This window comes from Streptomyces sp. NPDC031497, assembly GCF_055580905.1.
The window spans coordinates 25,092-50,193 of record NZ_JBVIKO010000011.1; the positions used below are offsets into that span (position 1 = coordinate 25,092).

Consider the following 25,102-nt stretch of genomic DNA (forward strand, 5'->3'; position numbering starts at 1 on the left):
AAGGACCGTGATCGACGTGAAGGTCGGCATCCCCCGCGAGGTCAAGAACAACGAGTTCCGGGTGGCCATCACCCCCGCCGGTGTGCACGAGCTGGTGCGCCACGGCCACCAGGTCGTCATCGAGCGCGGTGCCGGTGTCGGCTCGTCGATCCCGGACGACGAGTACATCGCCGCCGGTGCGCGGATCCTGGACACCGCCGACGAGGTGTGGGCCACCGCCGACCTGCTGCTGAAGGTCAAGGAGCCGATCGCGGAGGAGTACCACCGCCTCCGCAAGGACCAGACCCTCTTCACCTACCTGCACCTGGCCGCGTCCAAGGAGTGCACCGACGCCCTCCTGGAGTCCGGCACCACCGCCATCGCCTACGAGACCGTCGAGCTGCCGAACCGCGCCCTGCCGCTGCTCGCCCCGATGTCCGAGGTCGCGGGCCGGCTCGCCCCGCAGGTCGGCGCCTACCACCTGATGCGCGCCAACGGCGGCCGCGGTGTGCTGCCCGGCGGTGTTCCCGGTGTGCTGGCCGCCAAGGCCGTCGTCATCGGCGGTGGCGTCTCCGGCTGGAACGCCGCCCAGATCGCCATCGGCATGGGCTTCCACGTCACCCTGCTCGACAAGGACATCAACAAGCTCAAGGAGGCCGACAAGGTCTTCGGCACCAAGATCCAGACGGTCGTCTCCAACGCCTTCGAGCTGGAGAAGGCCTGCCTGGAGGCCGACCTGGTGATCGGCGCGGTGCTCATCCCGGGCGCCAAGGCCCCCAAGCTGGTGACCAACGAGCTGGTCTCCCGCATGAAGCCGGGGAGTGTTCTTGTCGACATCGCGATCGACCAGGGCGGCTGCTTCGAGGACTCCCGCCCCACCACGCACGCCGAGCCGACCTTCAGGGTCCACGAGTCGGTCTTCTACTGCGTCGCCAACATGCCCGGCGCGGTGCCCAACACCTCCACCTACGCGCTCACCAACGCCACGCTGCCCTACATCGTGTCGCTGGCGAACAACGGCTGGGTCGAGGCGCTGCGCCGCGACGCCGCGCTCGCCAAGGGTCTCAACACCCATGACGGCAAGGTCGTTTACCGCGAGGTCGCCGAGGCACTCGGCCTGGAGCACGTCGAGCTCGACACGCTGCTGGACTGAGCCGCTCCGCCGAGGCGGTGACTAAGTCACCTTTTCGTAAAGGCGATACGTCAACAAGCCGCGTCAATCGCGCTCATCCGGCCGGACCTTGCCCGACAAGGTCCGGCCGGATGTGTGTATGGTCACTTTGCGACGCTCGGTCAACTCGCCTCGAACGTAACCCTTCGACCGATTCGCACACCGGTGAAACCTGCTGTGCGACGGCCGTACGCCCTTGACAGCGGGATGTTTCATTGCCGACACATCCTGCCGGGTCCGGCGGATTGTGTTGCTGCGAACGCCCGACACGCCATAGAGTCGCCGACTGTCGGCATGGTGCCACGCTGACCTGTCTAGAAGTTCCCTGGTCACCAAGGAGGTAAGACGACTTGTGAATGAGTCGACATTTTCTCCCGGGGGTGGTCAACCAGGAATGCCGGTGAGGGACCAGGGTCCCGCGGGGTTCGAGGCTGTCGGCTCCGTCGCGGTGCGCACCTTCGCAGCCCATCAGAGTTCGCTGACCACGCGGACAGCACACCAGAGCATGGATGGCCATCACGTGAACGCCATGGCCGGCGACGGAAGTGGCGCGCCCCACAGCCGGTTCGCCGACTACGACGAACTGCCCGACGGGCACTTCTACGACCCCGATGCCGAATACGAGCCCGATCCGGAGTACGCGGCCACGCTCGCGCCCGACGCGGCCCGCCAGCGCCGCGAGCGCATCGGCCCGACCGGTCGCCCGCTGCCGTACTTCCCGATCCCGGGCCCGCTGACCAGTCACGGACCCGCGACGATCATCGCGATGTGCAACCAGAAGGGCGGCGTGGGCAAGACGACGTCGACCATCAACCTGGGTGCCGCGCTCGCGGAGTACGGCCGGCGGGTGCTGCTCGTGGACTTCGACCCGCAGGGCGCGCTGTCGGTCGGTCTGGGCGTCAACCCGATGGAGCTCGACCTCACCGTCTACAACCTGCTCATGGAGCGGGGCATGGCGGCCGACGAGGTCCTCCTGAAGACAGCGGTCCCCAACATGGACCTGCTGCCCTCCAACATCGACCTGTCGGCCGCCGAGGTCCAGCTGGTCTCCGAGGTCGCCCGCGAGTCGACGCTGCAGCGCGCCCTGAAGCCGCTGCTGCCCGACTACGACTACATCGTGATCGACTGCCAGCCCTCGCTCGGCCTGCTCACGGTCAACGCGCTGACGGCCGCTCACAAGGTGATCGTGCCGCTGGAGTGCGAGTTCTTCGCCCTGCGTGGTGTCGCCCTGCTGACCGAGACCATCGAGAAGGTCCAGGAGCGGCTCAACCCGGAGCTGGAGCTCGACGGCATCCTCGCCACCATGTACGACTCCCGCACCGTGCACAGCCGTGAGGTGCTCGCGCGTGTCGTCGAGGCGTTCGACGACCACGTCTACCACACGGTGATCGGCCGCACGGTCCGCTTCCCGGAGACCACGGTCGCCGGTGAGCCGATCACCACGTACGCCTCCAACTCCGTCGGTGCCGCCGCCTACCGCCAGCTCGCCAGGGAGGTGCTCGCCCGGTGTCACGCCGAGTGAGTCTGCCGGGGGCCGACGAACTGTTCCGTACGACCGGGGGGATGGCGCTGCAGCCGTCCACTCCCAGGCGCCCGGCCAACGGCGAGGCCCGGGTGCCGGCTCCCGCGAGTCCCGCGGAGAGCGACGACACGGCGGCCGAGGCCGCCGACGACGCGCCGCACTCGGTGCCCGTGCAGGGCGGCGACGGCGAGGGCGCGGAACACGTGGCGACGGGGGCCGAGCCGGCCGATGCCGGGGAGTCCCGCAACCACGCCTCGGCGCCGGGCGGGTCCTCGGTCACGGTCACGCCGTCGGCGGACCGGTCCGGGCGGCGGCAGGCGGCGCAGGAAGGTTCTGGCGCCGCCGCCGAGCAGGCCCAGCCCCGCAAGCGCGGCGGCCGGGCGCCCTCCCGGCGGCCCAGCGGCCGCGAACGGCACGACGAGAAGATCACCGTCTATGTCTCCGCCGAGGAGCTGATGGACCTGGAGCACGCGCGTCTCGTGCTCCGCGGCGAACACGGGCTGGCCGTCGACCGGGGCCGGATCGTCCGCGAGGCGGTCGCCGTGGTGCTGGCCGACCTGGAGTCCCGAGGAGACGCGAGCATCCTCGTACGACGGCTGCGCGGCCGGTAGGGGTAGCCTGCGGGGGCCATGACCTCGACCGACGCTCCCGTTTCCGGCCCCTCCGGGGGCCGTCGGCGTGTGCTGGGGCAGGGTCCGGGCACGGCGGCTCCGGCCGCTCCCGTGGGGCGGGAGCCCGAGCCGGACACGGTCGTACCGGAGCCGGAGCCGGAGCCGGAACCGACGCCGGAACCCGAGCCCGAGCCGGAAGCCGCTCCCGTCGAGGCTCCTGCCGGGCCCCCGGCGCCGGAACCCGTCCCCGACGGTGTCTTCAAGGTCCGGCTCGCCAACTTCGAGGGTCCCTTCGACCTCCTCCTCCAGCTGATCTCCAAGCACAAACTGGATGTCACCGAGGTCGCGCTCTCCAAGGTCACCGACGAGTTCATGGCGCACATCCGGGCCATGGGACCGGACTGGGACCTGGACCAGACGACCGAGTTCCTCGTCGTCGCCGCCACCCTGCTCGACCTGAAGGCCGCCCGGCTGCTGCCCGCCGCCGAGGTCGAGGACGAGGCCGACCTCGCGCTCCTCGAAGCCCGGGACCTCCTGTTCGCGAGGCTGCTCCAGTACCGCGCGTACAAGCAGATCGCCGACATCTTCAACCGGCGCCTGGACGAAGAGGCCCGCCGCTGGCCCCGTACCGTCGGCCTGGAGCCGCATCTGGCCGAGCTGCTGCCCGAGGTCGTCATCAGCATCGGCCCGGAAGGCTTCGCCAGGCTCGCGGTCAAGGCGATGCAGCCCAAGCCCAAGCCCCAGGTGTACATCGACCACATCCACGCCCCGCTGGTCAGCGTGCAGGAGCAGGCCGGGATCGTGGTGGCGCGGCTGCGGGAGCTGGGCGAGGCCAGCTTCCAGGCGCTCATCGAGGACACCGACGACACCCTCACCGTCGTCGCCCGCTTCCTGGCCCTCCTGGAGCTGTACCGCGAGAAAGCTGTCGCCCTGGACCAGGAGACCGCGCTCGGCGATCTGATCGTGCGGTGGACCGGCGGGGACGGCGAGGCCCAGCCGGTGGTGACCGACGAGTTCGACCGGCCGCCGGAGCCGCCAGAGGCGTCCAAGCCCGACAAGCCGGACAAGGAGGACAAGGCGTGACCGAGGACACCACACAGCTGCCGGCCGGACTGCGCCCGGTCGCCGGACTCGACCTCAAGCCGGCCCTGGAGGCCGTCCTCATGGTCGTGGACGAGCCCGCCACCGCTGAGCACCTGGCCAAGATCCTGGAGCGGCCGAAGCAGACGATCACGAAGGCGCTGCGGGCGCTGGCCGAGGAGTACACCGCCCAGGGAAGGGGCTTCGAGCTGCGCTTCGTCGCGGGCGGCTGGCGCTTCTACACGCGGGGCGAGTACGCGCCCGCCGTCGAGCGGCTGGTCCTGGAGGGCCAGACCGCCCGGCTCACCCAGGCCGCGCTGGAGACCCTCGCGGTTGTCGCGTACCGCCAGCCGGTGAGCCGCAGCCGCGTCTCGGCCGTACGAGGAGTCAACTGCGACGGTGTGATGCGCACCCTGCTCCAGCGCGGTCTGGTCGAGGAGGCGGGCGCGGAACCCGAAACAGGTGCGATCCTGTACAGGACGACGAACTACTTCCTGGAGCGGATGGGCCTGCGCGGCCTGGACGAGCTTCCGGAACTCGCGCCCTTCCTCCCGGAGGCGGAGGCGATCGAGGCCGAGACCCAGGAGGGCGTACCGTCGTTCGATCCGGACGCACCCGATGCGCCGGGTGCAGACGACGCAGACGACTAGACGGAAATTTGATGCGAAGCAGCAGCGGCAGGAACAGCAGCGGAAACAACGGCGGGAGCCGTGGTGGCAACAGCGGCGGCCGCGGCGGGAGCAGCGGTGGCCGCGGTAACTACCGCGGTGCCGGGAACGCCCGCGACGACAAGCAGGGCGCCGGCCGGCCGAAGAAGCCGCGTCCGGAGGAGCGGCGTTACGACGTGGGCCCCGGCGCGACCCAGGACGGTCCGAAGTCGGGCCGCGGCGCCTCGGCGCGTGGCGGCGCCAAGGGCGGCCCCCGGCAGGGGCAGGGCACCGGCCGGGGCCGTACGGCCCCGGCGAGTTCCCGTGAGTACGACGCCCGGGCCGAGGAGCGCAACCGGGAGCGGTACGCCGGCAAGCCGGACGTGAAGGTCCCCAAGACCTTCCCGGGCGCCGAGGAGGAGGGCGAGCGGCTGCAGAAGGTCCTCGCCCGCGCGGGCTACGGCTCGCGGCGCGCCTGCGAGGAGCTGATCGAGCAGGCCAGGGTCGAGGTCAACGGCGAGATCGTCCTGGAGCAGGGCAAGCGGGTCGACCCGGAGAAGGACGAGGTCCGCGTCGACGGGCTGACCGTCGCCACGCAGTCGTACCAGTTCTTCTCGCTGAACAAGCCGGCCGGTGTGGTGTCCACCATGGAGGACCCCGACGGGCGGCAGTGCCTCGGCGACTACGTCACCAACCGGGAGACCCGGCTCTTCCACGTGGGGCGCCTGGACACCGAGACCGAGGGCGTCATCCTGCTCACCAACCACGGTGAACTGGCGCACCGGCTGACCCACCCCAAGTACGGCGTGAAGAAGACCTACCTCGCGCACATCGTGGGCCCGATCCCGCGCGACCTGGGCAAGCAGCTCAAGGACGGCATCCAGCTGGAGGACGGGTACGCGCGCGCGGACCACTTCCGGGTCGTCGAGCAGACCGGCAAGAACTACCTCGTCGAGGTCACCCTGCACGAGGGCCGCAAGCACATCGTGCGGCGCATGCTGGCCGAGGCCGGCTTCCCGGTCGACAAGCTGGTGCGGGTCTCCTTCGGGCCGATCACCCTCGGCGACCAGAAGTCGGGCTGGCTGCGCCGGCTGTCCAACACCGAGGTCGGGATGCTCATGAAGGAAGTCGACCTCTAGGCCCCCCGTGCAAGACCTGTAAACCCCGTGGAGGGGCTTGCGCGGCTTTCTGACGGCCGGTTCCGGGTGACCCGGAACCGGCCGCCGTCGTATCCGGGAGGGGGGCTCCAGCGGCCGCTGAGGACTTGCGCGGTGACCTGCGAGTCTTTATAGTCGTAACGACTATTAGTCGGTTCGGGTCAACAGGAACCGAGCAACGACATGCAGGGGGTGGACGGGCTCATGCGGGGCTACGACAAGCACGCCTACGAACCCTTCGCCGTCACCGTCGACCTCGCCGTCCTCACCCTCCGCGCGGGTGCCCTGCACGTGCTGCTCGTCGAGCGCGGGCAGGAGCCGTACGCCGGACAGTGGGCGCTGCCGGGCGGCTTCGTGCTGCCCCGGGAGTCGGCCGAGACGGCGGCCCGGCGGGAACTCGCCGAGGAGACCGGACTGTCGGACGTGTCGGGGCTGCACCTGGAGCAGCTGCGCACCTACAGCGAGCCGGACCGCGACCCGCGGATGCGGGTCGTCTCCGTCGCCTTCACCGCGCTGCTGCCCGACGCGCCCGAACCGCGCGGCGGCGGCGACGCGGCCCAGGCGCGCTGGCTGCCGTACGACCCGGCGCGGCCGCTCGCCTTCGACCACGAGCGGATCCTGGCCGACGGCCATGAACGCGTCGGCGCGAAGCTGGAGTACAGCTGCCTGGCCACCGCCTTCTGTCCGCCCGAGTTCACGCTCGGCGAGCTGCAGAACGTCTACGAGACCGTGTGGGGCGTCGAACTGGACCGCCCCAACTTCCGCCGCAAGGTGCTCGCCACACCCGGGTTCGTCGAACCGGTGCCGGGTGCCGCCCGGCTGACCGGCGGCCGCGGCAAGCCCGCCGCGCTCTACCGCGCGGGCACCGCCGCCACGCTCCACCCACCCCTGCTCCGCCCGTCCCGGGAAGGACGCCCCGCATGACCTCGAACCTCGCGTACAAGCGTGCCGCCAGCGGCTCCCTGATCGGTCTCGCCCTCGGGGACGCGCTCGGCTTCCCGACCGAGTTCAACGACGTGCCCTCGATCCTCGCCAAGTGCGGGCCGTGGCGGGAGATGGAGCTGCCGAGGCCGGCCGTCGTCTCCGACGACACGCAGATGACGCTCGCGGTCGGGCACGGGCTGCGCACCGCCATGGACCGTGGGGTGCTCGCGCCCACGCGGCTGGAGCGGCCGCTGCGCGAGGAGTTCGTCAACTGGTACCAGTCGCCCGAGAACAACCGGGCGCCCGGCAACACCTGTCTGCGGGCCTGCGAGCTGCTGAAGGAGGAGGGGCGGCTCTGGCAGGACGCCAGCCAGATCGGCTCCAAGGGGTGCGGGGCCAACATGCGGGTCGCGCCGGTCGGGCTCGCGCCCGCGCTGAGCGACGAACAGCGGGCCGGCGCCGCCCAGTTGCAGTCCGCCCTCACCCACGGCCACCCCACCGCCCTGGCCGCCTCCGACCTCACCGCGCGTGCCGTACGGCTGCTGGCGACGGGGACCGAACCGGCCGCCCTGGTCGGACAGTTGAGGTCGTACGCCGTCGACAACCGCACCCACTACCACCAGACCTGGCTCGGCGACCTGTGGACCCGGAGCCAGGACGCGACCCCCGAGGCGTTCATCGCGCGCGGCTGGGACGAGTGCCTGGCGATACTCGACCGCCTTGCGGAGGCCGTGCGGACCGCCTCCCCGGAGGCCGACCCGTGCCTGGCCACCGGCGCCGGCTGGATCGCCGAGGAGGCCCTGGCCACCGGTCTGCTGTGCTTCCTGCTCTTCCCGGACGAGCCGGTGACGGCCCTGCGCCGGGCCGCCTGCTCCTCCGGCGACTCGGACTCGATCGCCTGCCTGACCGGCGCCTTCGCGGGCGCCTGGCTGGGCGTCGACGCCTGGCCGACGGAGTGGGCCGACCGGATCGAGTACCGGGGCGACCTGCAGACCCTGGGCGCGCTCTGGGACGCCTGACCACATGACCGACGGCCTGGATCGGCGGCGCCGATGTCGAGCACGCGCGCGTGGCGGCCGACGTGGAGTGGCTGCACGAGCCGCTCCACCAGGCGCAGAACGCGTCAGCGTTGCCCGGCGCGCCCAGGGCCCACGACGCTCTGCACGACTTCCCGGCCCGGGTACGGCTGCAGGGCTGAGGCGCGGCGGACCCGGAAGAGGAAGTCGGCCACGCGTGCGTGGTCGGGTTCCGGCGGGAGTGGGCTGCCGTGCAGGGCCCGCTCGGTCTCCTCGGCCAGGCGGGTCATGCGGGTCTCGACCTCCGGCCAGGAGACCTCGCCGCGCTTCACCGCCAGGAGCGACTCGCGCGCCTCGCCGACGTCGATCGTCAGCTCGCCGGTGCGCAGCAGATCGCGGGCGCTCGCCAGGAGCCGCAGGAGATGCATCGCGTGCTTCCAGCGCGGGGCGCCGTGCACCCGGACGTCGGCGTCGAGCTTGCGGCGCTGGCCCAGGGCATAGCGGGTGAAGGTGCCGTACGCCTGCCGGGAGAGGAAGGCGCCGCGCAGGCCACGCAGTTCGCGGCCGATGTCGTCGAGGTGCTCGACCAGGGGCGAGTGCAGGCACTCCAGGATGTTCGGGTTGGCCCGCAGCGCCAGCTCGCAGAACCGCTCCAGCTCCCAGGAGAACCGCTCCTCGCCCGGGCCCTCCACATGCGCCGGCGGCTTCTCGAAGCGCCAGAACAGGGGCGTGGGGGCGAGGAACACGCCCCGGCGGTCGATGTCGCTGTCCTCCGTGGCCAGACCGAAGGCCCTCGACCCCATGACACAGGCGTAGATCGTGTGGTCGCGTACCAGGTCCTCGGGCTGCATGCCGGGGAGCGTACGTGCCCGGTCAGCCCAGGGTGATCGAATTTCCGGTCACCGTGATCGACTCGGCCGGCAGCGGCCTGGTTGCCGGCCCGTGCGCGACCGAGCCGTCGGCGATGTGGAACTTGCTGCCGTGGCAGGGGCAGTTGATGGTGCCGTCCACCACCTGGGACACCGTGCAGCCCTGGTGGGTGCAGATCGCCGAGAAGGCCTTGTACTCGCCCGTCTTCGGCTGCGTCACCACGATCTTCTGCTCCTTGAAGATCATGCCGCCGCCCTCCGGGATCTGGCTGGTCTGCGCCAGCGCCTTCCCGGCCGCGCTCGCCGACCCGGAGGAGGACGCCTCGGCGGAAGCCGACGCGGACGCCGAGGCCGACTCGGAGGCCGACGCGGAGGCGGCGGGTGACTCGGACGAGCTGGAGGAGTTGTTGCCGTTGCTGTTGCCGCATCCCACGCAGCACACGGCGAGCGCCGACGCGCCCGTCGTGAGCATTGTGCGGCGGGTGGAACCGTCGGTCATGTCGTCACTCCGAACGTGCGGAAGAACCAGAAGGCGGACGCCAGGGAGTCGCTCCGGGCGGAGCAGCAGCATCTTGGCACTGAAAGCACCGAAGAAGAAGCAAGTCGGTATGGAGTGCCACAAAAGGAGCTTTCCGTACGTCTGATAGCCCAACGCGTCCGGACGGTCCGGCGCGCGGGGCGTCTCGTCGCGGGTGCGCCTCCCCCGAGCGGGACGGGCCTCCCCCGAGTAGCGGGACGCAGTGATCCGGACGACATTGACCAGGGGTCCGCCGGCGTCCGCCGACGTCTTCTCGAAGGCTCGAAAGGCCCCGAAAGGCCCCGAAAGGCATGGTCATGGCAGGCAACGATCTGGAAAGCATGCTCGCCAGCCTCCTGGGCGGCGACGGCAAGGACGCCGGGCTCCTGAGCGCGCTGATCGGCTCCCTCAGCCACGGCCAGGGCGGAGTTTCGCTGGACGGCCTCCTCGACAGCCTGGCCAGGTCCGGTCTCACCGCGCAGAAGGACTCCTGGGTCGGCACCGGCACCAGCCGGCCCGTCACCGCCGACCAGATCCAGCAGGCCCTGCCCGACGACACCCTCCAGCAGGTCGCCGAGCAGGCAGGCGTGAGCCCGCGGAAGGCCGCGGACCGGATCGCCCGGGAACTGCCCGAGGTCGTCGACCGGCTCACCCCCGAGGGCGAGGTGCCGCAGGCCCCGATCGAGGACCTGGTCCGGCAGCAGCCCGGATGAGCCGCCGTCTCAGCGGGCGGGCACCGCGCACGGGCCCGGCGACGGCCTGACTAGGCTGGACGGACCAAGACGCCGACGTCAGAACAGGAGCAGCGCCGTGGCGGTACGAGCGGTCCGGGGGGCCGTCCAGCTGGAGCGGGACGAGGCCGGTCACATGGACGAGCAGGTCGGAGCGCTGCTCTCCGCCGTCCTGGAACGGAACGGACTGACCCCCGACGACCTGATCAGCATCTGGTTCACGGCCACTCCCGACCTGCACAGCGACTTCCCGGCGGCCGCCGCGCGCAAGCTCGGCATCGTCGACGTGCCCCTGATCTGCGCCCAGGAACTGGACATCGAGGGCGCCATGCCCCGGGTCGTACGGATACTGGCGCACATCGAGTCCGACCGGTCCCGCGCCGAGATCAGCCATGTCTACCTCGGCGCCGCGGCCGCCCTGCGCAAGGACATCGCCCAGTGAGGACCGCACTCGTCATCGGCACCGGCCTGATCGGCACGTCCGCCGCGCTCGCCCTCTCGCAGCGGGGAGTGGTGGTGCACCTCGCCGACCACGACCCGGAGCAGGCCCGCACGGCGGCCGCGCTCGGCGCCGGCACCGACGAGACCCCCGACGGTCCCGTCGACCTGGCGATCGTCGCCGCCCCGCCCGCCCATGTGGCCGCCGTCCTCGCCGACGCGATGAGCAGGGGCCTGGCCCGCGGCTACATCGACGTGGCCAGCGTCAAGGGCGGCCCGCGCCGCGAGCTGGAGGCACGGGGCCTGGACCTGTCGTCGTACATCGGGACCCACCCCATGTCCGGCCGGGAGAAGTCCGGGCCGCTGGCCGCCACCGCCGACCTCTTCGAGGGCCGCCCCTGGGTGCTCACCCCGACCCGGGACACCGACACCGAGGTGCTGAACCTCGCCCTGGAACTGGTCTCGCACTGCCGTGCCGTCCCGGTCGTCATGGACGCCGACGCCCACGACCGCGCGGTCGCCCTGGTCTCCCACATGCCCCACCTGGTCTCCAGCATGGTCGCGGCCCGTCTGGAGCACGCCGAGGAGGCGGCCGTACGACTGTGCGGGCAGGGCATCCGGGACGTGACCCGGATCGCCGCCTCGGACCCCCGGATGTGGATCGACATCCTCTCCGCGAACCCCGGTCCGGTCGCCGACCTGCTCGCGGACGTCTCCGCCGACCTCGACGAGACCGTGCGCGCGCTGCGGGCCCTGCAGTCCTCGGACGACGCCAAGCGGCACGAGGGCGGGGCCGGCATCGAGGACCTGCTGCGGCGCGGCAACGCGGGGCAGGTCCGGGTGCCCGGCAAGCACGGCGCCGGCCCCCGCGCCTACGAGGTCGTGGCGGTGCTCATCGACGACCAGCCCGGCCAGCTGGCCCGGATCTTCGCGGACGCCGGCGCGGCCGGGGTCAACATCGAGGACGTGCGCATCGAGCACGCGACCGGACAGCAGGCCGGTCACGTCCAGATCTGGGTGGAGCCCAAGGCGGTGCCGGTGCTCACCACGGCGCTGCGGGACCGGGGCTGGGCGCTGCGGCAATAGGCTGAATCCGGCGGTCGCGGGGGCCGGTAACCTTGTGCGGGGCGCGACGGCGCCCCGCACACCACCCACCACCCTGCACCCGGAAGGTGTCCCCCCGTGGAAAACGGCGCCGTAAAGCCCGTGATTGTCGCGATCGACGGCCCCTCGGGCACCGGCAAGTCGAGCACGTCCAAGGCCGTGGCCGCCCAGCTCGGCCTGAGCTACCTGGACACCGGCGCCCAGTACCGGGCGATCACCTGGTGGATGGTGAACAACGGCATCGACCTCACCGACCCGACCGCCATCGCCGCGGTCGCCGGCAAGCCGGAGATCGTCTCCGGGACCGACCCGGCCCATCCGACGATCACTGTCGACGGCGTGGACGTCGCGGGCCCGATCCGCACCGAGGAGGTCACCTCCAAGGTCAGCGCGGTCAGCGCCGTCCCGGAGGTGCGCACGCGGATCAGCGAGCTGCAGCGGTCGCTGGCCCACGGCACCGGCACCGGGATAGTCGTCGAAGGCCGGGACATCGGCACGACCGTGCTGCCCGACGCCGACCTGAAGGTCTTCCTCACCGCCTCCGCCGAGGCCCGGGCGGCCCGGCGCAGCGGTGAACTCAAGGGCGCCGACGTCAACGCCACCCGCGAGGCCCTGATCAAGCGGGACGCGGCCGACTCGACCCGCAAGACCTCGCCGCTCGCCAAGGCGGACGACGCGGTCGAGGTGGACACCACCACGCTGACGCTGGCCCAGGTCATCGAGTGCGTCGTCACCCTCGTCGAGGAGAAGCGGGCGGGGAAGTGAGCCTTCCGTCGAACCCGTCGAACCCGTCGAACCCGTCGAACCCGCCGAACCCGTCGAGACCGTCGGACCCGTCGATTCCGTCGCAGCGGGGCGCCGAGGTGGGGCGGCGCATCGGTGTCGGCCTCATGTACGGGCTGTGGAAGCCGCGCGTGCTCGGTGCCTGGCGGATGCCGGCGCACGGCCCGGCGATCCTCGCCGTGAACCACTCCCACAACATCGACGGCCCGATGGTCATGGGCGTGTCGCCCCGGCCGACGCACTTTCTGATCAAGAAGGAGGCGTTCATCGGGCCGCTGGACCCGTTCCTGACCCGGATCGGCCAGCTGAAGGTGGACCGGCAGTCCACCGACCGCACGGCGGTCACCCGCGCGCTCGGCGTGCTGGCGGCCGGGGGAGTGCTCGGCATATTCCCGGAGGGCAGCCGGGGCGAGGGCGACTTCGCCTCGCTGCGCGCGGGGCTCGCCTACTTCGCGGTGCGCTCCGGGGCGCCGATCGTGCCGGTGGCCGTCCTGGGAAGCTCGGATCGGCGCGGACGGTTGGTCAAGGGGCTGCCCCCGCTGCGCGCCCGCGTCGACGTCGTCTTCGGCGACCCCTTCGAGGCGGGCGACGGCAGCGGCCGGCGCACCCGCACCGCCCTGGACCAGGCCACCGGGCACATCCAGAAGCAGCTCACCAGCCACCTGGAAAACGCCAGGCGTCTGACCGGACGCTAGGCGACACTAAGTAGTGGATCAGCCCGATAAGGGGCCTATCCACCGATCACCACGATGAACGACGAGGTACGGACTTCATGAACGACCACATCCAGCCCGGCGACTCGGCTGAGCACGAGTACGACCACGGGGCACTCGGCGACGCCGAGTACGCGGAGTTCATGGAGCTCGCCGCCGAAGAGGGCTTCGACATCGAGGACGTCGAGGGTGCCATCGAGGCGGCGGGCCACGGCCCGCTGCCCGTGCTGGCCGTCGTCGGCCGCCCGAATGTCGGCAAGTCGACGCTCGTGAACCGCATCATCGGCCGCCGTGAGGCCGTCGTCGAGGACAAGCCCGGCGTCACCCGCGACCGCGTCACCTACGAGGCGGAGTGGGCGGGCCGCCGCTTCAAGGTCGTCGACACCGGCGGCTGGGAGCAGGACGTCCTCGGCATCGACGCCTCCGTGGCCGCCCAGGCCGAGTACGCGATCGAGGCGGCCGACGCGGTCGTCTTCGTCGTCGACGCCAAGGTCGGCGCGACCGACACCGACGAGGCGGTCGTACGACTGCTGCGCAAGGCCGGCAAGCCAGTCGTGCTGGCCGCCAACAAGGTCGACGGCCCCAGCGGCGAGGCCGACGCGGCCTACCTCTGGTCGCTCGGCCTCGGCGAGCCGCACCCGGTCTCCGCCCTGCACGGCCGCGGCACCGGGGACATGCTCGACGCCGTCCTGGAGGCGCTGCCGGAGGCGCCCGAGCAGACCTTCGGCACGGCGGTCGGCGGCCCGCGCCGGATCGCGCTCATCGGCCGCCCGAACGTCGGCAAGTCCTCCCTTCTCAACAAGGTGGCGGGCGAGGAGCGGGTCGTCGTCAACGAACTCGCCGGCACCACCCGCGACCCGGTCGACGAGCTGATCGAACTCGGCGGGATCACCTGGAAGTTCGTCGACACCGCCGGTATCCGCAAGCGGGTCCACCTCCAGCAGGGCGCCGACTACTACGCCTCGCTGCGCACCGCGGCCGCCGTCGAGAAGGCCGAGGTGGCGGTCATCCTGATCGACGCCTCCGACAACATCTCGGTCCAGGACCAGCGGATCGTCACCATGGCCGTCGAGGCGGGCCGCGCCATCGTCGTCGCCTTCAACAAGTGGGACACCCTCGACGAGGAGCGCCGCTACTACCTGGAACGCGAGATCGAGACCGAGCTCGGCCAGATCGCCTGGGCGCCCCGGGTGAACGTCTCGGCGCAGACCGGCCGCCACATGGAGAAGCTGGTCCCCGCCATCGAGACCGCCCTCGCCGGCTGGGAGACCCGCGTCCCCACCGGCCGCCTCAACGCCTTCCTCGGCGAACTGGTCTCGGCCCACCCGCACCCGGTCCGGGGCGGCAAGCAGCCCCGCATCCTGTTCGGCACCCAGGCCGGCACCAAGCCCCCGCGGTTCGTCCTCTTCGCCTCCGGCTTCATCGAGGCGGGCTACCGGCGCTTCATCGAACGCCGGCTGCGCGAGGAGTTCGGCTTCGAGGGCACGCCGATCCACATCTCCGTGCGGGTGCGCGAGAAGCGCGGCAAGAAGAAGTAGCCGTACGCCCGAGGGGCGGCCACCGTCATCGGTGGCCGCCCCTCGCGTTACCCGTCACTGACCCCGGCGCGGTCCCGGTGGAAGCGCCGCCGGTACGGAGAGCATCCCGGTGTCATGGGAGCGCCCGAGCGTCCCGATCCGCTGCCACTGCGGCGGCTGCGGCTGTTCACCGCCGTGCCGGGCGCTGTAGGCGCCCGCGCTGTACGCGCTGTACGAGTTCCCCCCGTACATCCCCAGACCGTACGTGCCGGTACTGAACGGGGCCGTGCCGAAGGCGACGAACCCCAGCCCCTCCTCACCGCTGCGGTCACCCGGCAGCGTGCGGAAGGCCTTGACCCACTCCGCGTAGAGCGAGTCGTAGATAGGCGTGGCCGAGAGCGTGCCTAGGCTCTCCTGCCCCGCACGAGCGGACGGAACAGTGGAGAAGGACGGCCGGCGGGGCGGAAAGTCGTATGCGTGCACGTATGTCCAAACGACCGGGTTCTCTCGGGGATGCGGCTCGCTGACGTGCTTTTAGGGGCGTGGGGCTGCATGGGATATGCGGCTACCGCCGCGTGGGCGCGAGAAACCACTCCGCTGCCGCTCGCGGTCCGGACCGCAGCTCCCACCCCCTTGGGCGAACCTCAGACGCCCGCGAGTGGAAGCGCCGCCGCCACCAGCTTCCCGTTCGCCGCGGCCTTGTCCAGCGCGTCGCGCAGCAGATCCTCCCGGGGCTGCCGCCCGATCGACCCCACCGGCGCCGCGAACATCAGCACCTGCTGGTGCTTGTTGGCCGCCGCCCGCCACCCGTCGGTCACCTGCAACGGCTGGTGCGCCTGCCACCAGGCCACCGGCTGCCCGCCGTTGCCCCCCGGCTGGAGCACCGCGTGCAGCTGGCCCACCGCCAGCAGCACCGACCACCCGTGCAGCACCGGCGGCACCGCGGTCAGTTCCGTCACCGGCATGAAGCCCTGCTCGATGAGGAGCGGCAGGAAGTCGTCGCCCACCCCGTCCGTGCCCGGCCGCACGATCGGCGAGGTCGGCTCGACGACGAGCGCCGGGTGCAGCTCCCCGGCGATCAGTACGAGTCCGCTGGTGACCCCGAGCACCGCCTGCTCGGGCATGGACCTCTGCGGGCCGCCGCCGGGCGCGCTGTCACCGCTGATGGAACGGACCGCGCCCTGCAGCTGCTCCTCGGTGACCTGGACGACCTGCGAGGGCAGGCAGCCGGCGTGGGCGAAGGCGAGGACGGCGGTCTCGTCCCCGATGAACAGGACGGTGCTGGTGCGCTCCTGTTCGGAGTCGCCCGGGGTGCGGCAGGACGTGCAGTCGTAACTGCCGGGGGCGTTGTCTCCGGCGAGCAGCCGGTCGGCTTCTTCGTCGCCGATCTCGGCGCGTACCTCGTCGCTGACGTCGAGCATGCGCGGCACGGTGGCTCCCTCGGGATGCGGTGCGTGAAGGCCCGGGTGGATCCCGGTCCATGAGCCCCAGGGGGTTGCGGGCTCATGAAGAAGACAACGGGTGATCTGTGGTGGTGGTCACGCCCCGGGGGGATCGGGATCCACCCATCCACTGCACAGGGTCACCCGACGTGCGGAATCCGGCACTCACCGTCAACTCTTCGCAAGCCAAAGGAATTTGACGCCGTGAAGTGAATCACAGATCCATCGATCACATGGTAGACAAATCATGAAATCAGGGAATGTAGTGGGTGGCTGAAAATCTCCGCTACCCACGGTAACGCCGAACTGGCCTGGCCTGACGGGGAGTTGGTTGATTTCGGGCGTTCCCGATCTCTAGATTCCTCCGCCGTGTGCAACGAGCACCGCTCGGGTACGTCCGCCGGCCGGCACCAGGCAGAGCACCATCGCAGTACCGGCCGCCGCGGACGGGGCGAGCGCGACGAACCGCGTCCATCGCGCGGGGACCGCGTCACGCTTGGGGGAGCCCGGGTATGTGGAGAGGGAAATACATGTCCGAGTGTGCCGATACCACCCGTGAGACCGTCGCCAAGAACGGCTCCCGCAAGGGCCGTACGACGGCGGCCCTGGCCGGAGCGGTGCTGCTGGCCCCGCTGGGCCTGCTGGCCGCGACCGGCAACGCCGAGGCGGCGGACAACGGAGTGTGGGACCGCATCGCCCAGTGCGAGAGCGGCGGCAACTGGCACATCAACACCGGCAACGGCTACTACGGCGGACTCCAGTTCTCCGCCTCCACCTGGCGCGCGTACGGCGGCACCGCCTACGCGTCGACGGCCGACCAGGCCTCCAGGGAAGCGCAGATAGCCGTCGCCACCAAGGTTCAGCAGGCCCAGGGCTGGGGCGCGTGGCCGGTCTGCTCGGCACGGGCCGGAGCGACCGGTTCGGCGCCCGAGGGCGCCTCGGCGACCACGAAGAGCAGCACCGAGTCGGCCACCAGGTCGACCGGGGGGTCGGCCGCCGGGTCGACCACCACCAAGTCGGCCCCCGCGCACAAGAAGGCGCAGCGTCCGACGGCCCACACCGGCCGTAGTTCCGCCCGGGGCGACTACACCGTCCGTGAGGGCGACACCCTGAGTGGGATCGCCGAGCGCCACGGCATCACCTGGCAGCGCCTGTACGCCGCCAACGAGGCCGTCATCGGCGGCGACCCGAACCTCATCGTGCCCGGGCAGCGCCTCGCGCTCTGACGCGCGCCCCTGCCCCGCACCGCCACGCCCCGCCCGGTCCCGACCGGGCGGGGCCCGGTGCGTGGTGAGGCTGATTCAGGCGACGGCGCCGGGCTTCGAGTTCGCGCCGCTTCACGCTGCCGGAACCGGGCCCGGCCCGGCGTCGTACGCGGGTTCTGTGCCGAAGCGGTGAAACTCTTATGCGGTGTCAGCTTCCGCGGCGGCCCGCGGATACGGAATGGAATGGGCTCCCCCGAGCGCCCTGATCCTTACTTCCGCTTCTATCCGGCTGGCTTTTCGGAAGACCCTACCGGCATCAGGGAATTGCATGGGAATGCGCCAAGAAGGCGTACTGAACCGCCCATACGTGTGACAGAGTTCGACCGAAACGCGTGTCGTGATTCTGTGACAGAAGCGTGACCGGAGACGGACAGTGGACTTCGCCGGCCGATCTCGACTTCCGTCCCCGCCGGAAGCGGCCTAGCGTGGCCGCATGGCACCGAATCCGGCTCCGCCGAAGGAGCCCCAGGACAGCCCGCAGGGGTACGTAGGCCTCGACGCGGGCGACGCGGAACAACTCGCCCGGCAGCGGGGGTGGCCGACGGTGCGCTCGCTGCCGCCGGGCGCGATCATCACCATGGAGTACCGGGCGGGACGGCTCAACTTCGAGGTACGGGACGGCGTCGTGGCGCGCGCCTGGAAGGGCTGACGGCACGAAGGCGAAGGCCCCGGTTCCCAGAGTGGGGAACCGGGGCCTTCGGCGTGCGTACCGGCTGTGCGTACCGGGCTGCCGCGCTGTCGCGTCCTTACGGCCGTCAGCCGCCCGTCAGCGGGCGGGCCGGCTGGGCGGCGCCGCCGCGCGGCTGGCGCTCGGGGTGCTGGGGGCGGCGGCTGCCCACCGGGGTCACCGGGGTGCGCTCCGAGCGGGCCGTGTGCGGGCCGGGCGCCAGATGGATCGGGGCCCGGGGCGAGCGGGCCGAGGAGACCGGCTCGCGCTCCGGTGCCGGCGCGTCCTCGGCGGGCGCCGTACGCGGTTTGAGCGCCACCGGCGCGACCGGGACGGGCGCGGGCACGGGGACGGTACCGCCGCGGCGGGCACGCCAGCGGTCGCGCAGATCGAAGAGCCAGGTCTCGGCACGGGCGATGAACGGCTCGCACCACGGCAGCGCCAGCAGGATCAGCAGCCCCGCGGCCCAGCCCAGCAACACGTCGCTCAGCCAGTGCGTACCGAGGTAGACGGTGGACATGCCGACGCCGAGCGAGGTGACCGCGGAGGCCGCGGACAGCCACCGGCGGGCTCTCGGGGTGGAGGCCAGATACGCCAGAATTCCCCAGGTCACCACCGCGTTGGCGGTGTGGCCACTGGGGAATATATCGCCGCCCAGGCCCATCTCGTTCGAGCCGATCACGGTCGCGTAGTGCGGTCCGAGGCGCCCCATGCCGAGCTTGGCGGCGCCGACCGTGATGTTGAGCAGCAGCAGGGAGGCGCCGAGCGTCAGCATCGGGCGCAGGGTGTGCTGCCGCCACGAGCGCCAGCCCAGCCAGGCCGCGACCATCACGGCGGTCGGGCCGCGCTGGCCGAGGACCACGTAGTAGTCGACGAACCAGTGGATTCCCGACCACTGCTGGTACGGCCGGAAGAACATGACCTGCCAGTCGAGCCGGACCAGCCAGGACGTGATCACGACGGCCCACACGATCGCCAGGTAGAAGGCCAGGGTCGCGGTGAACAACACGACCCGGTGCCGGCTCATCTTCGGCACATCAATGTGGGCCGGTCGTTCCGGCTCACGGTCCAGCCTGGCGAACACCCGGTCCAGACGGGTGAGCTTTCGTTCGGTACGCACCCAATCGACGTTACAGCGAGTGAGCTCTGTTCCCGGTCGAAACTGCGGCTTTGTGATGACGATGTGATGTGGGAAACCTCTCAGGAGGCCTCCGAATTCTAAGGATTCCGTAATCCGCGGTGTGCCCGCCCTTCAATTCCTTTGATCATGCCGGGCGGCCGTTTTATGGCACTTATGAATTCGTTAACCAAAGCGTGGTGTGGAATCCTCCGGCTGCTCACCCTCGCGACGATGGTGATCATGGTGGCCCGGAGCCGTTCAGCCAGAACGCGCCATACGCCGCCGAGGCTACCGCCACACCGACCGTGACCAGCACGGATCTGCTGGTGCGCGCCTGGGCGAGGACTCGGGCGAGTGGCAGCAGCACCGGGAACGCCGGCATCAGCAGGCGCGGCTTGGAGCCGAAGTAGCTCGACGCGCACAGCGCGAGCGCTAGGACGACACCCGTGTAGACCAGCAGGGGAAGCGGTTGCCCCTGCCGGACGCCGACCACGTAGAGCCACAGCACCAGGCAGACACCGATGATCAAACCTGCTCCGGCCAGAGCGGACGGAAATGACGTGAACTTGTCGGCGACGAAGCGTGCGAACGCATAGCCGCCGTCGAAGCCGTTACGCCAGCCCGCCTGGACGTCCAGATAGCCGAGCGGGCCCTTCCCGGTGCGGTGGCCGACCCACAGGACATAGGCGGCGGCGCCGACGGGGGCGAGGAGCATGCCGAGGGCGCGGCGCCAGGCAGGCGCGCCGGACGGAGGTGCGGCGGCTGTGGTGCGGGGGGTGCGTGTCGTGTGAGGGGCGCGTGTTGCGTGAGGCGCGCCGGTCGTTCGCGGGACGCGCCGGGCGCGGGCGGCGCTGGACGGCTCCGGGGCGCGCCCGTCATCGCGCGCGCCGTGCGCGCGCTTCTCGCTACGGTCTCGCACACCCCCGCTCCGATCCCGCACGAACGAGACCACACCCGCCGTCCACACCGCCGCCACCACGGCGAGCCCCACCGGCCGGGTCAGCCCCGCCAGCGAGGCCAGCACGCCCGCGGTCACCCAGCGGCCGGTCAGTACGGCATACAGCGACCAGGCGGCCAGTGCCGTGAACAGCGACTCGCTGTACGCCATCGACTGCACGATCCCGACTGGCAGCACGGCCCACAGCAGCACCGCGCAAGAGCCGACCCGCGGGCCGTACACGCGGTCGGCGACCGCGAAGATCCCCCAGGCCGCGGCGAGCGAGGCGAGCAGACCGACCGTGAAGCCCGCGCCGGCGTACGACAGGGGCGTGAGCGCGTGCAGCAGGCGCTCCAGCCAGGGCAGCAGCGGGAAGAAGGCCAGGTTGGAGTGGACGTCGCCGTTCGGCAGCCGCACCTCGTAGCCGTACCCGAGTTCGGCGACCCGCGTGTACCACAGCGAGTCCCAGCGCGCCGTCAACAAGGTGTACGCGCTCTTGCCACGCGCCCCGCTCCACACGGCCAGCGCGAGCAGGCCGAGGGCGCGCACGGCGGCGTACCCGAGCAGGGCCGGCGCCGCCCGGCGCAGGACTGGGGCGCGCGGTGCCGCCATGGGCGTTTCAAGATCGGTCACGGGCTCGATTATCGACGGGACGCGGAACCGAGGGGCTCGTCCGGGCGTGGTGCACAGCGGGGTCAGTGGCGTACGCCACACGAGTTCTGTGGAGAGTGTGAGAGGTCCGCCACGTGCCCTCGGAACGAACTCGCGTACGCTGACGTGTCACTCGCGTTCGTATGCGCGGGCCGGAGACCCCGCTCCTCTCCGGCCGTACGACGGGGAGTCCCCGCCCCGCCGATCCGCCCCGCGCGAGGGATCATCTGGGAGGTACGTACATGTCCGGGACGACCACGGCAGCCGTACGGCCGCGCCGTCGGGCGACCGGGGCCGGTGCCGGTGCCAACCGCTGGGTCGTCCTCGTCGTCCTCTGCGTCAGCCTGCTGCTGGTCGCCCTCGACGCGACCGTGCTGCATGTCGCGGTGCCGGCCGTCACCGAGGACCTCAAGCCCGGCGCCATGGAACTGCTCTGGATCGTCGACGTCTACCCGCTGGTCTGCGCCTCGCTGCTGATCCTCTTCGGCACGCTCGGCGACCGTGTGGGCCGGCGGCGCGTCCTGCTCCTCGGGTACGCCCTGTTCGGAGTCGCCTCCGCGGCGGCGGCCGTCGCACCGAGTGCCGAGGCGCTGATCGGGGCCCGGGCGCTGCTCGGTGTCGGCGGTGCGATGATCATGCCGGCGACGCTGTCGATCCTCCGGCAGGTCTTCCCCGACCGCCGTGAACGGGCCCTCGCCATCGGCATATGGAGCGCGGTGGCGGCGGTCGGCGCGGCCGTCGGGCCGCTGTTGGGCGGCTTCCTGCTCGAACACTTCTGGTGGGGCTCGGTCTTCCTGGTCAACATCCCGCTGATGCTGGTCAGTCTTCCGGTGGGGCGCCTTCTCCTCCCCGAGTCCCGCGGCGACCGCAACGGCCCCTGGGACGTCGTGGGCGCCCTGATGGCGGCGGCCGGGCTGTTCGGCGTGGTGTTCGCCGTGAAACGGCTGGGCAGCGGCGAACCGGCCGCCGACGCGCTCACCATGGCCCCGCTGGTGCTCGGCGCGCTGCTGCTGTTCCTGTTCGTACGACGGCAACGGCGGCGTACGTTCCCGCTGGTGGACCTGAAGATGTTCGCCCGGCCGGCGTTCAGTACGGCGGTGGGCTGCATTGTCCTCGCGATGCTCGCGCTGGTGGGTCTCGAACTGATCGCCGCGCAGTATCTGCAACTGGTGCTGGGCCTCTCGCCGTTGCAGACGGGGCTGCGACTGCTGCCGCTGACGCTCGCCGCGATGGCGGCCGGGCTGGCCGGGGCGCGGCTGCTACGGCGCTTCGGGCCGCGCCGGATGGTGTGCTTCGGCTTCTGCCTGACCGCGGTGGCGGTGCTGACGCTGACGGCGATGGGCGGGGTGGACGACGCGGGTCTGCTGCTGTTCGGCTTCGTGCTGCTCGGCTTCGGTCTGGAGACCACGCTCTTCGGGGCGTACGAGTCGATGCTGAGCGAGGCGCCGGCGGCGCAGGCCGGTGGGGCGGCGGCGATCGGCGAGACCTCGTACCAGCTGGGGGCGGGCATCGGGATCGCGCTCCTCGGCAGCGTGATGAACGCCGCGTACGCGCCGGGGCTGTCCCGGGTACCCGGGGTGCCGGAGTCGGCGTCCGCCGCGGCGGGACATTCACTGGGCGAGGCCTACGAGGTCGCCGGGCGGCTCGGCGGGCCGACGGGCGCGGCGTTGCGCCACGCGGCGCGGGACTCCTTCGTGCACGGTCTGCATGTGACGCTGCTGGTGAGCGCGGGACTGCTGCTGCTGGGCGCCGTGATGGCGCTCAGGCTGCCGCGGGCGATGCAGTGCGAGGAGCCGACAGTGGAGGTCCCGGCCCCCAGGGAGCCCCAGATGTCCCGCGTCTCCGCGTAACCCGACGATCTCCCACGCACCGCCCGTGCGGGTGGGAGAACCGGGAGAGTGCGCGTAGCCTGTTGTAACTAGCAGCGCTAGTTTTGGGAGGGTTCTCATGTCCGCGTCCGGGAAGTTGCCTCCGTTCGATGCCGGTGATCCGCTCGGCATCGACGATCTTCTGGAGCCGGAGGATCTCGCCGTCCGTGAGACCGTGCGGAGCTGGGCGGCGGACCGGGTGCTGCCGTTCGTCGCCGACTGGTACGAGAGCGGGGAGCTGCCGGGCATCAGGGAGCTCGCCAAGGAGCTGGGCGGCATCGGGGCTCTCGGGATGTCGCTCACCGGGTACGGCTGCGCCGGCGCGTCCGCCGTGCAGTACGGGCTCGCCTGTCTGGAGCTGGAGGCCGCCGACTCGGGCATCCGCTCACTCGTGTCCGTGCAGGGGTCGCTGGCCATGTACGCGATCCACCGGTTCGGCAGCGAGGCGCAGAAGCAGCGCTGGCTGCCGGCCATGGCCGCCGGTGACGTCATCGGGTGCTTCGGCCTCACCGAGCCCGACCACGGCTCCGACCCCGCCGCCATGCGCACGCACGCCAAGCGCGACGCCGGCGGCGACTGGGTGCTCAACGGGCGCAAGATGTGGATCACCAACGGCTCGGTCGCCGGCGTGGCCGTCGTATGGGCGCAGAGCGAGAACGGGATCCGGGGGTTCGTGGTGCCCACCGACACGCCCGGGTTCTCGGCGCCGGAGATCAAGCACAAGTGGTCGCTGCGGGCGAGTGTCACCAGCGAACTGGTCCTGGACGACGTACGGCTCCCGGCCGACGCCGTAATGCCGGAGGTCACCGGCCTCAAGGGGCCGCTCAGCTGTCTGTCGCACGCCCGCTACGGCATCGTCTGGGGCGCCATGGGCGCGGCACGCACCTGCTTCGAGACGGCCGTCGACTACGCGAAGTCGCGGGAGCAGTTCGGCAGGCCCATCGGCGGCTTCCAGCTCACCCAGGCCAAACTCGCCGACATGGCGGTCGAACTGCACAAGGGGATCCTGCTCGCCCATCACCTGGGGCGGCGAATGGATGCCGGCCGCCTGCGTCCCGAGCAGGTCAGCTTCGGCAAGCTCAACAACGTGCGAGAGGCGATCGAGATCTGCCGTACGGCACGGACGATCCTCGGGGCGAACGGGATTTCGCTGGAGTATCCCGTGATGCGGCACGCGACCAACCTGGAGTCGGTGCTCACCTACGAGGGCACCGTCGAGATGCACCAGCTCGTGCTGGGCAAGGCGCTCACCGGGCTCGACGCCTTCCGGTGATCCCTGCGCGGGGGCAGGGCCGGCGAGCGGCCCTGCCTCAGCTCTGGTTGAAGAAACCGTCCTCCCGGCGCGAGGCCGGTTCACCGTTGACGATCTCCGTGTTGGCGGGGGAGAGCAGGAAGACCCGGTTGGACACCCGGTCGATGGAGCCCCGGAGGCCGAAGATCAGCCCGGCCGCGAAGTCGACGACCCGCTTGGCGTCGCCGGCCTCCATGGCCGTGAGGTTCACGATGACCGGCACGCCCTCGCGGAACAGCTCGCCGATCGCGCGGGCGTCCCGGAAGCTGTCCGGGGTGACCGTGCCGATCCTGCGGCCCTTCTCCTCGGCGGTGTCCGAGGCCACCTTGACCCGGGGGTCGGTGACCCAGGCATCCCCGGGCTGCTCGGTCCCTTCGGAGTAGTCGTCGTCGTAGTAGCGCTCGTCATCGTTGTCGTCGACGAGGCCAAGCCAGGCACTCGCCTTGCGTACCGATCCCATGGACGCCTCCTCTCACAGCGGTCTTTCATGCTTCCGCATCCCTATGGTCGTCCATGATGCGGATGGCGCGCCAAGTGGATAGACGCCGCGCGGGGGGTTTGTGACGGTACTGGTGCAGAGCGAATACGTCGAGAGCCCAGTTGTGCCAAGGGCCGTTGCACGCACGGCTGCTGACTGTGAGTGAAATATGATTGTTCCGGGCGTATGGGTGATGGGCGGTGCGTCCGGGTGAACCGGCGACGGCCGACGAACTGACAGTCGGCCGATATGACAGCGCAGCTCAGCGTCGTACGGGCCCTGACCTACTGTCAGTTCGTCGGCTCCGGCGGGGAGATCCGCGCGAGGTCGACCGTCGACGCGGTCGTCCCTCGTTTTTTCGGAATGCGGCCGTACATACCGTCGGTGATGAGTGTGTTCACAGCCGTTCGGAACGCGGGCGAGGTGATCACAGTAAAGGGTGCAAAATCCATAAAACAGGCATAGGTGGGCGTGCGTATCGTCGAGCGGTCTCCTGGGATCAGCAGGCGTGTGGAGCGCGAGGGGTGGCGCGAGGGGAGGGGTGCGCGTGTGAAGGCGAAGCGAGGAGCGCGAGGGAGAACGCGAAGAGCCCCCGCCGGGGGCG

The 25,102-nt window shown here is 71.0% G+C and carries 25 protein-coding genes; 18 read left to right on the top strand and 7 right to left on the bottom strand.

What is annotated here, in order from left to right:
- Nucleotides 1-7: 7 nt before the first annotated feature.
- From ald to ACZ5K7_RS23375, 8 genes are all read left to right on the top strand, one after another.
- Nucleotides 8-1,132, top strand: coding sequence for an alanine dehydrogenase (gene ald, locus ACZ5K7_RS23340; RefSeq protein WP_351699502.1), 1,125 nt, complete (start codon nucleotides 8-10; stop codon nucleotides 1,130-1,132).
- 412 nt (nucleotides 1,133-1,544) lie between these two features.
- A complete protein-coding gene (locus ACZ5K7_RS23345) occupies nucleotides 1,545-2,672 on the top strand; it encodes a ParA family protein (protein WP_351699504.1) in 1,128 nt (375 codons plus the stop codon).
- Nucleotides 2,657-3,283, top strand: coding sequence for a hypothetical protein (locus ACZ5K7_RS23350; protein ID WP_351699508.1), 627 nt, complete (start codon nucleotides 2,657-2,659; stop codon nucleotides 3,281-3,283). The genes ACZ5K7_RS23345 and ACZ5K7_RS23350 overlap by 16 nt, the downstream gene beginning before the upstream one ends.
- A gap of 18 nt (nucleotides 3,284-3,301) precedes the next feature.
- The gene (locus ACZ5K7_RS23355) at nucleotides 3,302-4,366 is read left to right on the top strand and encodes a segregation and condensation protein A (RefSeq protein ID WP_468915725.1); all 1,065 of its coding nucleotides are present in this window, start codon (nucleotides 3,302-3,304) and stop codon (nucleotides 4,364-4,366) included.
- Nucleotides 4,363-5,013 (top strand): SMC-Scp complex subunit ScpB, encoded by a 651-nt coding sequence (gene scpB, locus ACZ5K7_RS23360; RefSeq protein ID WP_351699512.1) that lies wholly within the window; start codon nucleotides 4,363-4,365, stop codon nucleotides 5,011-5,013. The genes ACZ5K7_RS23355 and scpB overlap by 4 nt, the downstream gene beginning before the upstream one ends.
- 11 nt (nucleotides 5,014-5,024) lie before the next feature.
- Nucleotides 5,025-6,149, top strand: coding sequence for a pseudouridine synthase (locus tag ACZ5K7_RS23365; RefSeq protein WP_351699514.1), 1,125 nt, complete (start codon nucleotides 5,025-5,027; stop codon nucleotides 6,147-6,149).
- A gap of 201 nt (nucleotides 6,150-6,350) precedes the next feature.
- Nucleotides 6,351-7,091 carry an NUDIX hydrolase gene (locus tag ACZ5K7_RS23370; RefSeq protein ID WP_468915728.1) on the top strand — a complete coding sequence of 247 codons (741 nt, stop codon included), beginning with the start codon at nucleotides 6,351-6,353 and terminating at the stop codon, nucleotides 7,089-7,091.
- The gene (locus tag ACZ5K7_RS23375; RefSeq protein WP_351699518.1) at nucleotides 7,088-8,110 is read left to right on the top strand and encodes an ADP-ribosylglycohydrolase family protein; all 1,023 of its coding nucleotides are present in this window, start codon (nucleotides 7,088-7,090) and stop codon (nucleotides 8,108-8,110) included. Before ACZ5K7_RS23370 ends, ACZ5K7_RS23375 begins: the two co-directional genes overlap by 4 nt.
- A 104-nt stretch (nucleotides 8,111-8,214) precedes the next feature.
- Here ACZ5K7_RS23375 and ACZ5K7_RS23380 read toward each other — a convergent pair whose 3' ends face one another.
- Together ACZ5K7_RS23380 and ACZ5K7_RS23385 are read right to left on the bottom strand one after the other, a co-directional pair.
- A complete protein-coding gene (locus tag ACZ5K7_RS23380) occupies nucleotides 8,215-8,958 on the bottom strand; it encodes a nucleotidyltransferase domain-containing protein (RefSeq protein ID WP_468915732.1) in 744 nt (247 codons plus the stop codon).
- A 22-nt stretch (nucleotides 8,959-8,980) separates the two neighbouring features.
- Nucleotides 8,981-9,628: a Rieske (2Fe-2S) protein gene (locus ACZ5K7_RS23385; protein ID WP_468915735.1), complete on the bottom strand. Its 648-nt coding sequence runs from the start codon at nucleotides 9,626-9,628 to the stop codon at nucleotides 8,981-8,983.
- Between the two features lie 182 nt (nucleotides 9,629-9,810).
- Here ACZ5K7_RS23385 and ACZ5K7_RS23390 point away from each other — a divergent pair, with 182 nt between their 5' ends.
- The 6 genes from ACZ5K7_RS23390 (at nucleotide 9,811) to der (ending at nucleotide 14,800) form a co-directional block, all read left to right on the top strand.
- Nucleotides 9,811-10,206, top strand: coding sequence for a YidB family protein (locus tag ACZ5K7_RS23390; RefSeq protein WP_450972287.1), 396 nt, complete (start codon nucleotides 9,811-9,813; stop codon nucleotides 10,204-10,206).
- A gap of 97 nt (nucleotides 10,207-10,303) precedes the next feature.
- Complete coding sequence (gene aroH, locus ACZ5K7_RS23395) at nucleotides 10,304-10,666, top strand: chorismate mutase (RefSeq protein ID WP_351699524.1); 363 nt, start codon at nucleotides 10,304-10,306, stop codon at nucleotides 10,664-10,666.
- Complete coding sequence (locus ACZ5K7_RS23400) at nucleotides 10,663-11,748, top strand: prephenate dehydrogenase (protein ID WP_351699526.1); 1,086 nt, start codon at nucleotides 10,663-10,665, stop codon at nucleotides 11,746-11,748. The genes aroH and ACZ5K7_RS23400 overlap by 4 nt, the downstream gene beginning before the upstream one ends.
- A 96-nt stretch (nucleotides 11,749-11,844) precedes the next feature.
- Complete coding sequence (gene cmk / locus ACZ5K7_RS23405) at nucleotides 11,845-12,531, top strand: (d)CMP kinase (protein ID WP_351699528.1); 687 nt, start codon at nucleotides 11,845-11,847, stop codon at nucleotides 12,529-12,531.
- A 125-nt stretch (nucleotides 12,532-12,656) separates the two neighbouring features.
- Nucleotides 12,657-13,244: a lysophospholipid acyltransferase family protein gene (locus tag ACZ5K7_RS23410; protein ID WP_351700669.1), complete on the top strand. Its 588-nt coding sequence runs from the start codon at nucleotides 12,657-12,659 to the stop codon at nucleotides 13,242-13,244.
- Nucleotides 13,245-13,321: 77 nt separating this feature from the next.
- A complete protein-coding gene (gene der / locus ACZ5K7_RS23415) occupies nucleotides 13,322-14,800 on the top strand; it encodes a ribosome biogenesis GTPase Der (protein WP_351699530.1) in 1,479 nt (492 codons plus the stop codon).
- A 54-nt stretch (nucleotides 14,801-14,854) separates the two neighbouring features.
- Here der and ACZ5K7_RS23420 read toward each other — a convergent pair whose 3' ends face one another.
- Nucleotides 14,855-15,262 carry a hypothetical protein gene (locus ACZ5K7_RS23420; protein ID WP_351699532.1) on the bottom strand — a complete coding sequence of 136 codons (408 nt, stop codon included), beginning with the start codon at nucleotides 15,260-15,262 and terminating at the stop codon, nucleotides 14,855-14,857.
- A 161-nt stretch (nucleotides 15,263-15,423) separates the two neighbouring features.
- Nucleotides 15,424-16,209, bottom strand: coding sequence for a hypothetical protein (locus tag ACZ5K7_RS23425; protein WP_351699534.1), 786 nt, complete (start codon nucleotides 16,207-16,209; stop codon nucleotides 15,424-15,426).
- 542 nt (nucleotides 16,210-16,751) lie between these two features.
- Here ACZ5K7_RS23425 and ACZ5K7_RS23430 point away from each other — a divergent pair.
- Nucleotides 16,752-17,447 carry a transglycosylase family protein gene (locus ACZ5K7_RS23430; RefSeq protein ID WP_351699536.1) on the top strand — a complete coding sequence of 232 codons (696 nt, stop codon included), beginning with the start codon at nucleotides 16,752-16,754 and terminating at the stop codon, nucleotides 17,445-17,447.
- Between the two features lie 472 nt (nucleotides 17,448-17,919).
- On the top strand, nucleotides 17,920-18,135 hold the full coding sequence (locus tag ACZ5K7_RS23435) for an I78 family peptidase inhibitor (RefSeq protein ID WP_351699538.1): 216 nt from the start codon (nucleotides 17,920-17,922) through the stop codon (nucleotides 18,133-18,135).
- Nucleotides 18,136-18,241: 106 nt separating this feature from the next.
- Here the strand turns inward: ACZ5K7_RS23435 and ACZ5K7_RS23440 are convergent, their stop codons facing one another.
- The gene (locus ACZ5K7_RS23440) at nucleotides 18,242-19,273 is read right to left on the bottom strand and encodes a phosphatase PAP2 family protein (protein ID WP_351699540.1); all 1,032 of its coding nucleotides are present in this window, start codon (nucleotides 19,271-19,273) and stop codon (nucleotides 18,242-18,244) included.
- Between the two features lie 238 nt (nucleotides 19,274-19,511).
- Entirely contained in the window at nucleotides 19,512-20,843 is a 1,332-nt protein-coding gene (locus ACZ5K7_RS23445; protein WP_468915745.1) for a mannosyltransferase family protein, read from the bottom strand.
- A gap of 260 nt (nucleotides 20,844-21,103) precedes the next feature.
- Between ACZ5K7_RS23445 and ACZ5K7_RS23450 the strand changes: the two genes are divergently transcribed.
- On the top strand, nucleotides 21,104-22,711 hold the full coding sequence (locus ACZ5K7_RS23450; RefSeq protein WP_468915748.1) for an MFS transporter: 1,608 nt from the start codon (nucleotides 21,104-21,106) through the stop codon (nucleotides 22,709-22,711).
- A gap of 97 nt (nucleotides 22,712-22,808) precedes the next feature.
- A complete protein-coding gene (locus ACZ5K7_RS23455; RefSeq protein ID WP_468915751.1) occupies nucleotides 22,809-24,002 on the top strand; it encodes an acyl-CoA dehydrogenase family protein in 1,194 nt (397 codons plus the stop codon).
- Between the two features lie 37 nt (nucleotides 24,003-24,039).
- On the opposite strand, the gene ACZ5K7_RS23460 is transcribed toward ACZ5K7_RS23455, so the two are convergent.
- Nucleotides 24,040-24,480 (bottom strand): cell division protein SepF, encoded by a 441-nt coding sequence (locus ACZ5K7_RS23460; protein WP_351699550.1) that lies wholly within the window; start codon nucleotides 24,478-24,480, stop codon nucleotides 24,040-24,042.
- Between the last annotated feature and the right edge of the window lie 622 nt (nucleotides 24,481-25,102).

Coding starts and splice junctions, on each gene's coding strand:
- der (WP_351699530.1), top strand. CDS start 13,322: ATGAACGACCACATCCAGCCCGGCGACTCGGCTGAGCACGAGTACGAC.
- ACZ5K7_RS23370 (WP_468915728.1), top strand. CDS start 6,351: ATGCAGGGGGTGGACGGGCTCATGCGGGGCTACGACAAGCACGCCTAC.
- ACZ5K7_RS23435 (WP_351699538.1), top strand. CDS start 17,920: ATGGCACCGAATCCGGCTCCGCCGAAGGAGCCCCAGGACAGCCCGCAG.
- ACZ5K7_RS23375 (WP_351699518.1), top strand. CDS start 7,088: ATGACCTCGAACCTCGCGTACAAGCGTGCCGCCAGCGGCTCCCTGATC.
- ACZ5K7_RS23390 (WP_450972287.1), top strand. CDS start 9,811: ATGGCAGGCAACGATCTGGAAAGCATGCTCGCCAGCCTCCTGGGCGGC.
- ACZ5K7_RS23365 (WP_351699514.1), top strand. CDS start 5,025: ATGCGAAGCAGCAGCGGCAGGAACAGCAGCGGAAACAACGGCGGGAGC.
- ACZ5K7_RS23430 (WP_351699536.1), top strand. CDS start 16,752: ATGTCCGAGTGTGCCGATACCACCCGTGAGACCGTCGCCAAGAACGGC.
- ACZ5K7_RS23380 (WP_468915732.1), bottom strand. CDS start 8,958: ATGCAGCCCGAGGACCTGGTACGCGACCACACGATCTACGCCTGTGTC.
- ACZ5K7_RS23450 (WP_468915748.1), top strand. CDS start 21,104: ATGTCCGGGACGACCACGGCAGCCGTACGGCCGCGCCGTCGGGCGACC.
- ACZ5K7_RS23460 (WP_351699550.1), bottom strand. CDS start 24,480: ATGGGATCGGTACGCAAGGCGAGTGCCTGGCTTGGCCTCGTCGACGAC.
- ACZ5K7_RS23455 (WP_468915751.1), top strand. CDS start 22,809: ATGTCCGCGTCCGGGAAGTTGCCTCCGTTCGATGCCGGTGATCCGCTC.
- ACZ5K7_RS23355 (WP_468915725.1), top strand. CDS start 3,302: ATGACCTCGACCGACGCTCCCGTTTCCGGCCCCTCCGGGGGCCGTCGG.
- ACZ5K7_RS23410 (WP_351700669.1), top strand. CDS start 12,657: ATGTACGGGCTGTGGAAGCCGCGCGTGCTCGGTGCCTGGCGGATGCCG.
- ACZ5K7_RS23345 (WP_351699504.1), top strand. CDS start 1,545: ATGCCGGTGAGGGACCAGGGTCCCGCGGGGTTCGAGGCTGTCGGCTCC.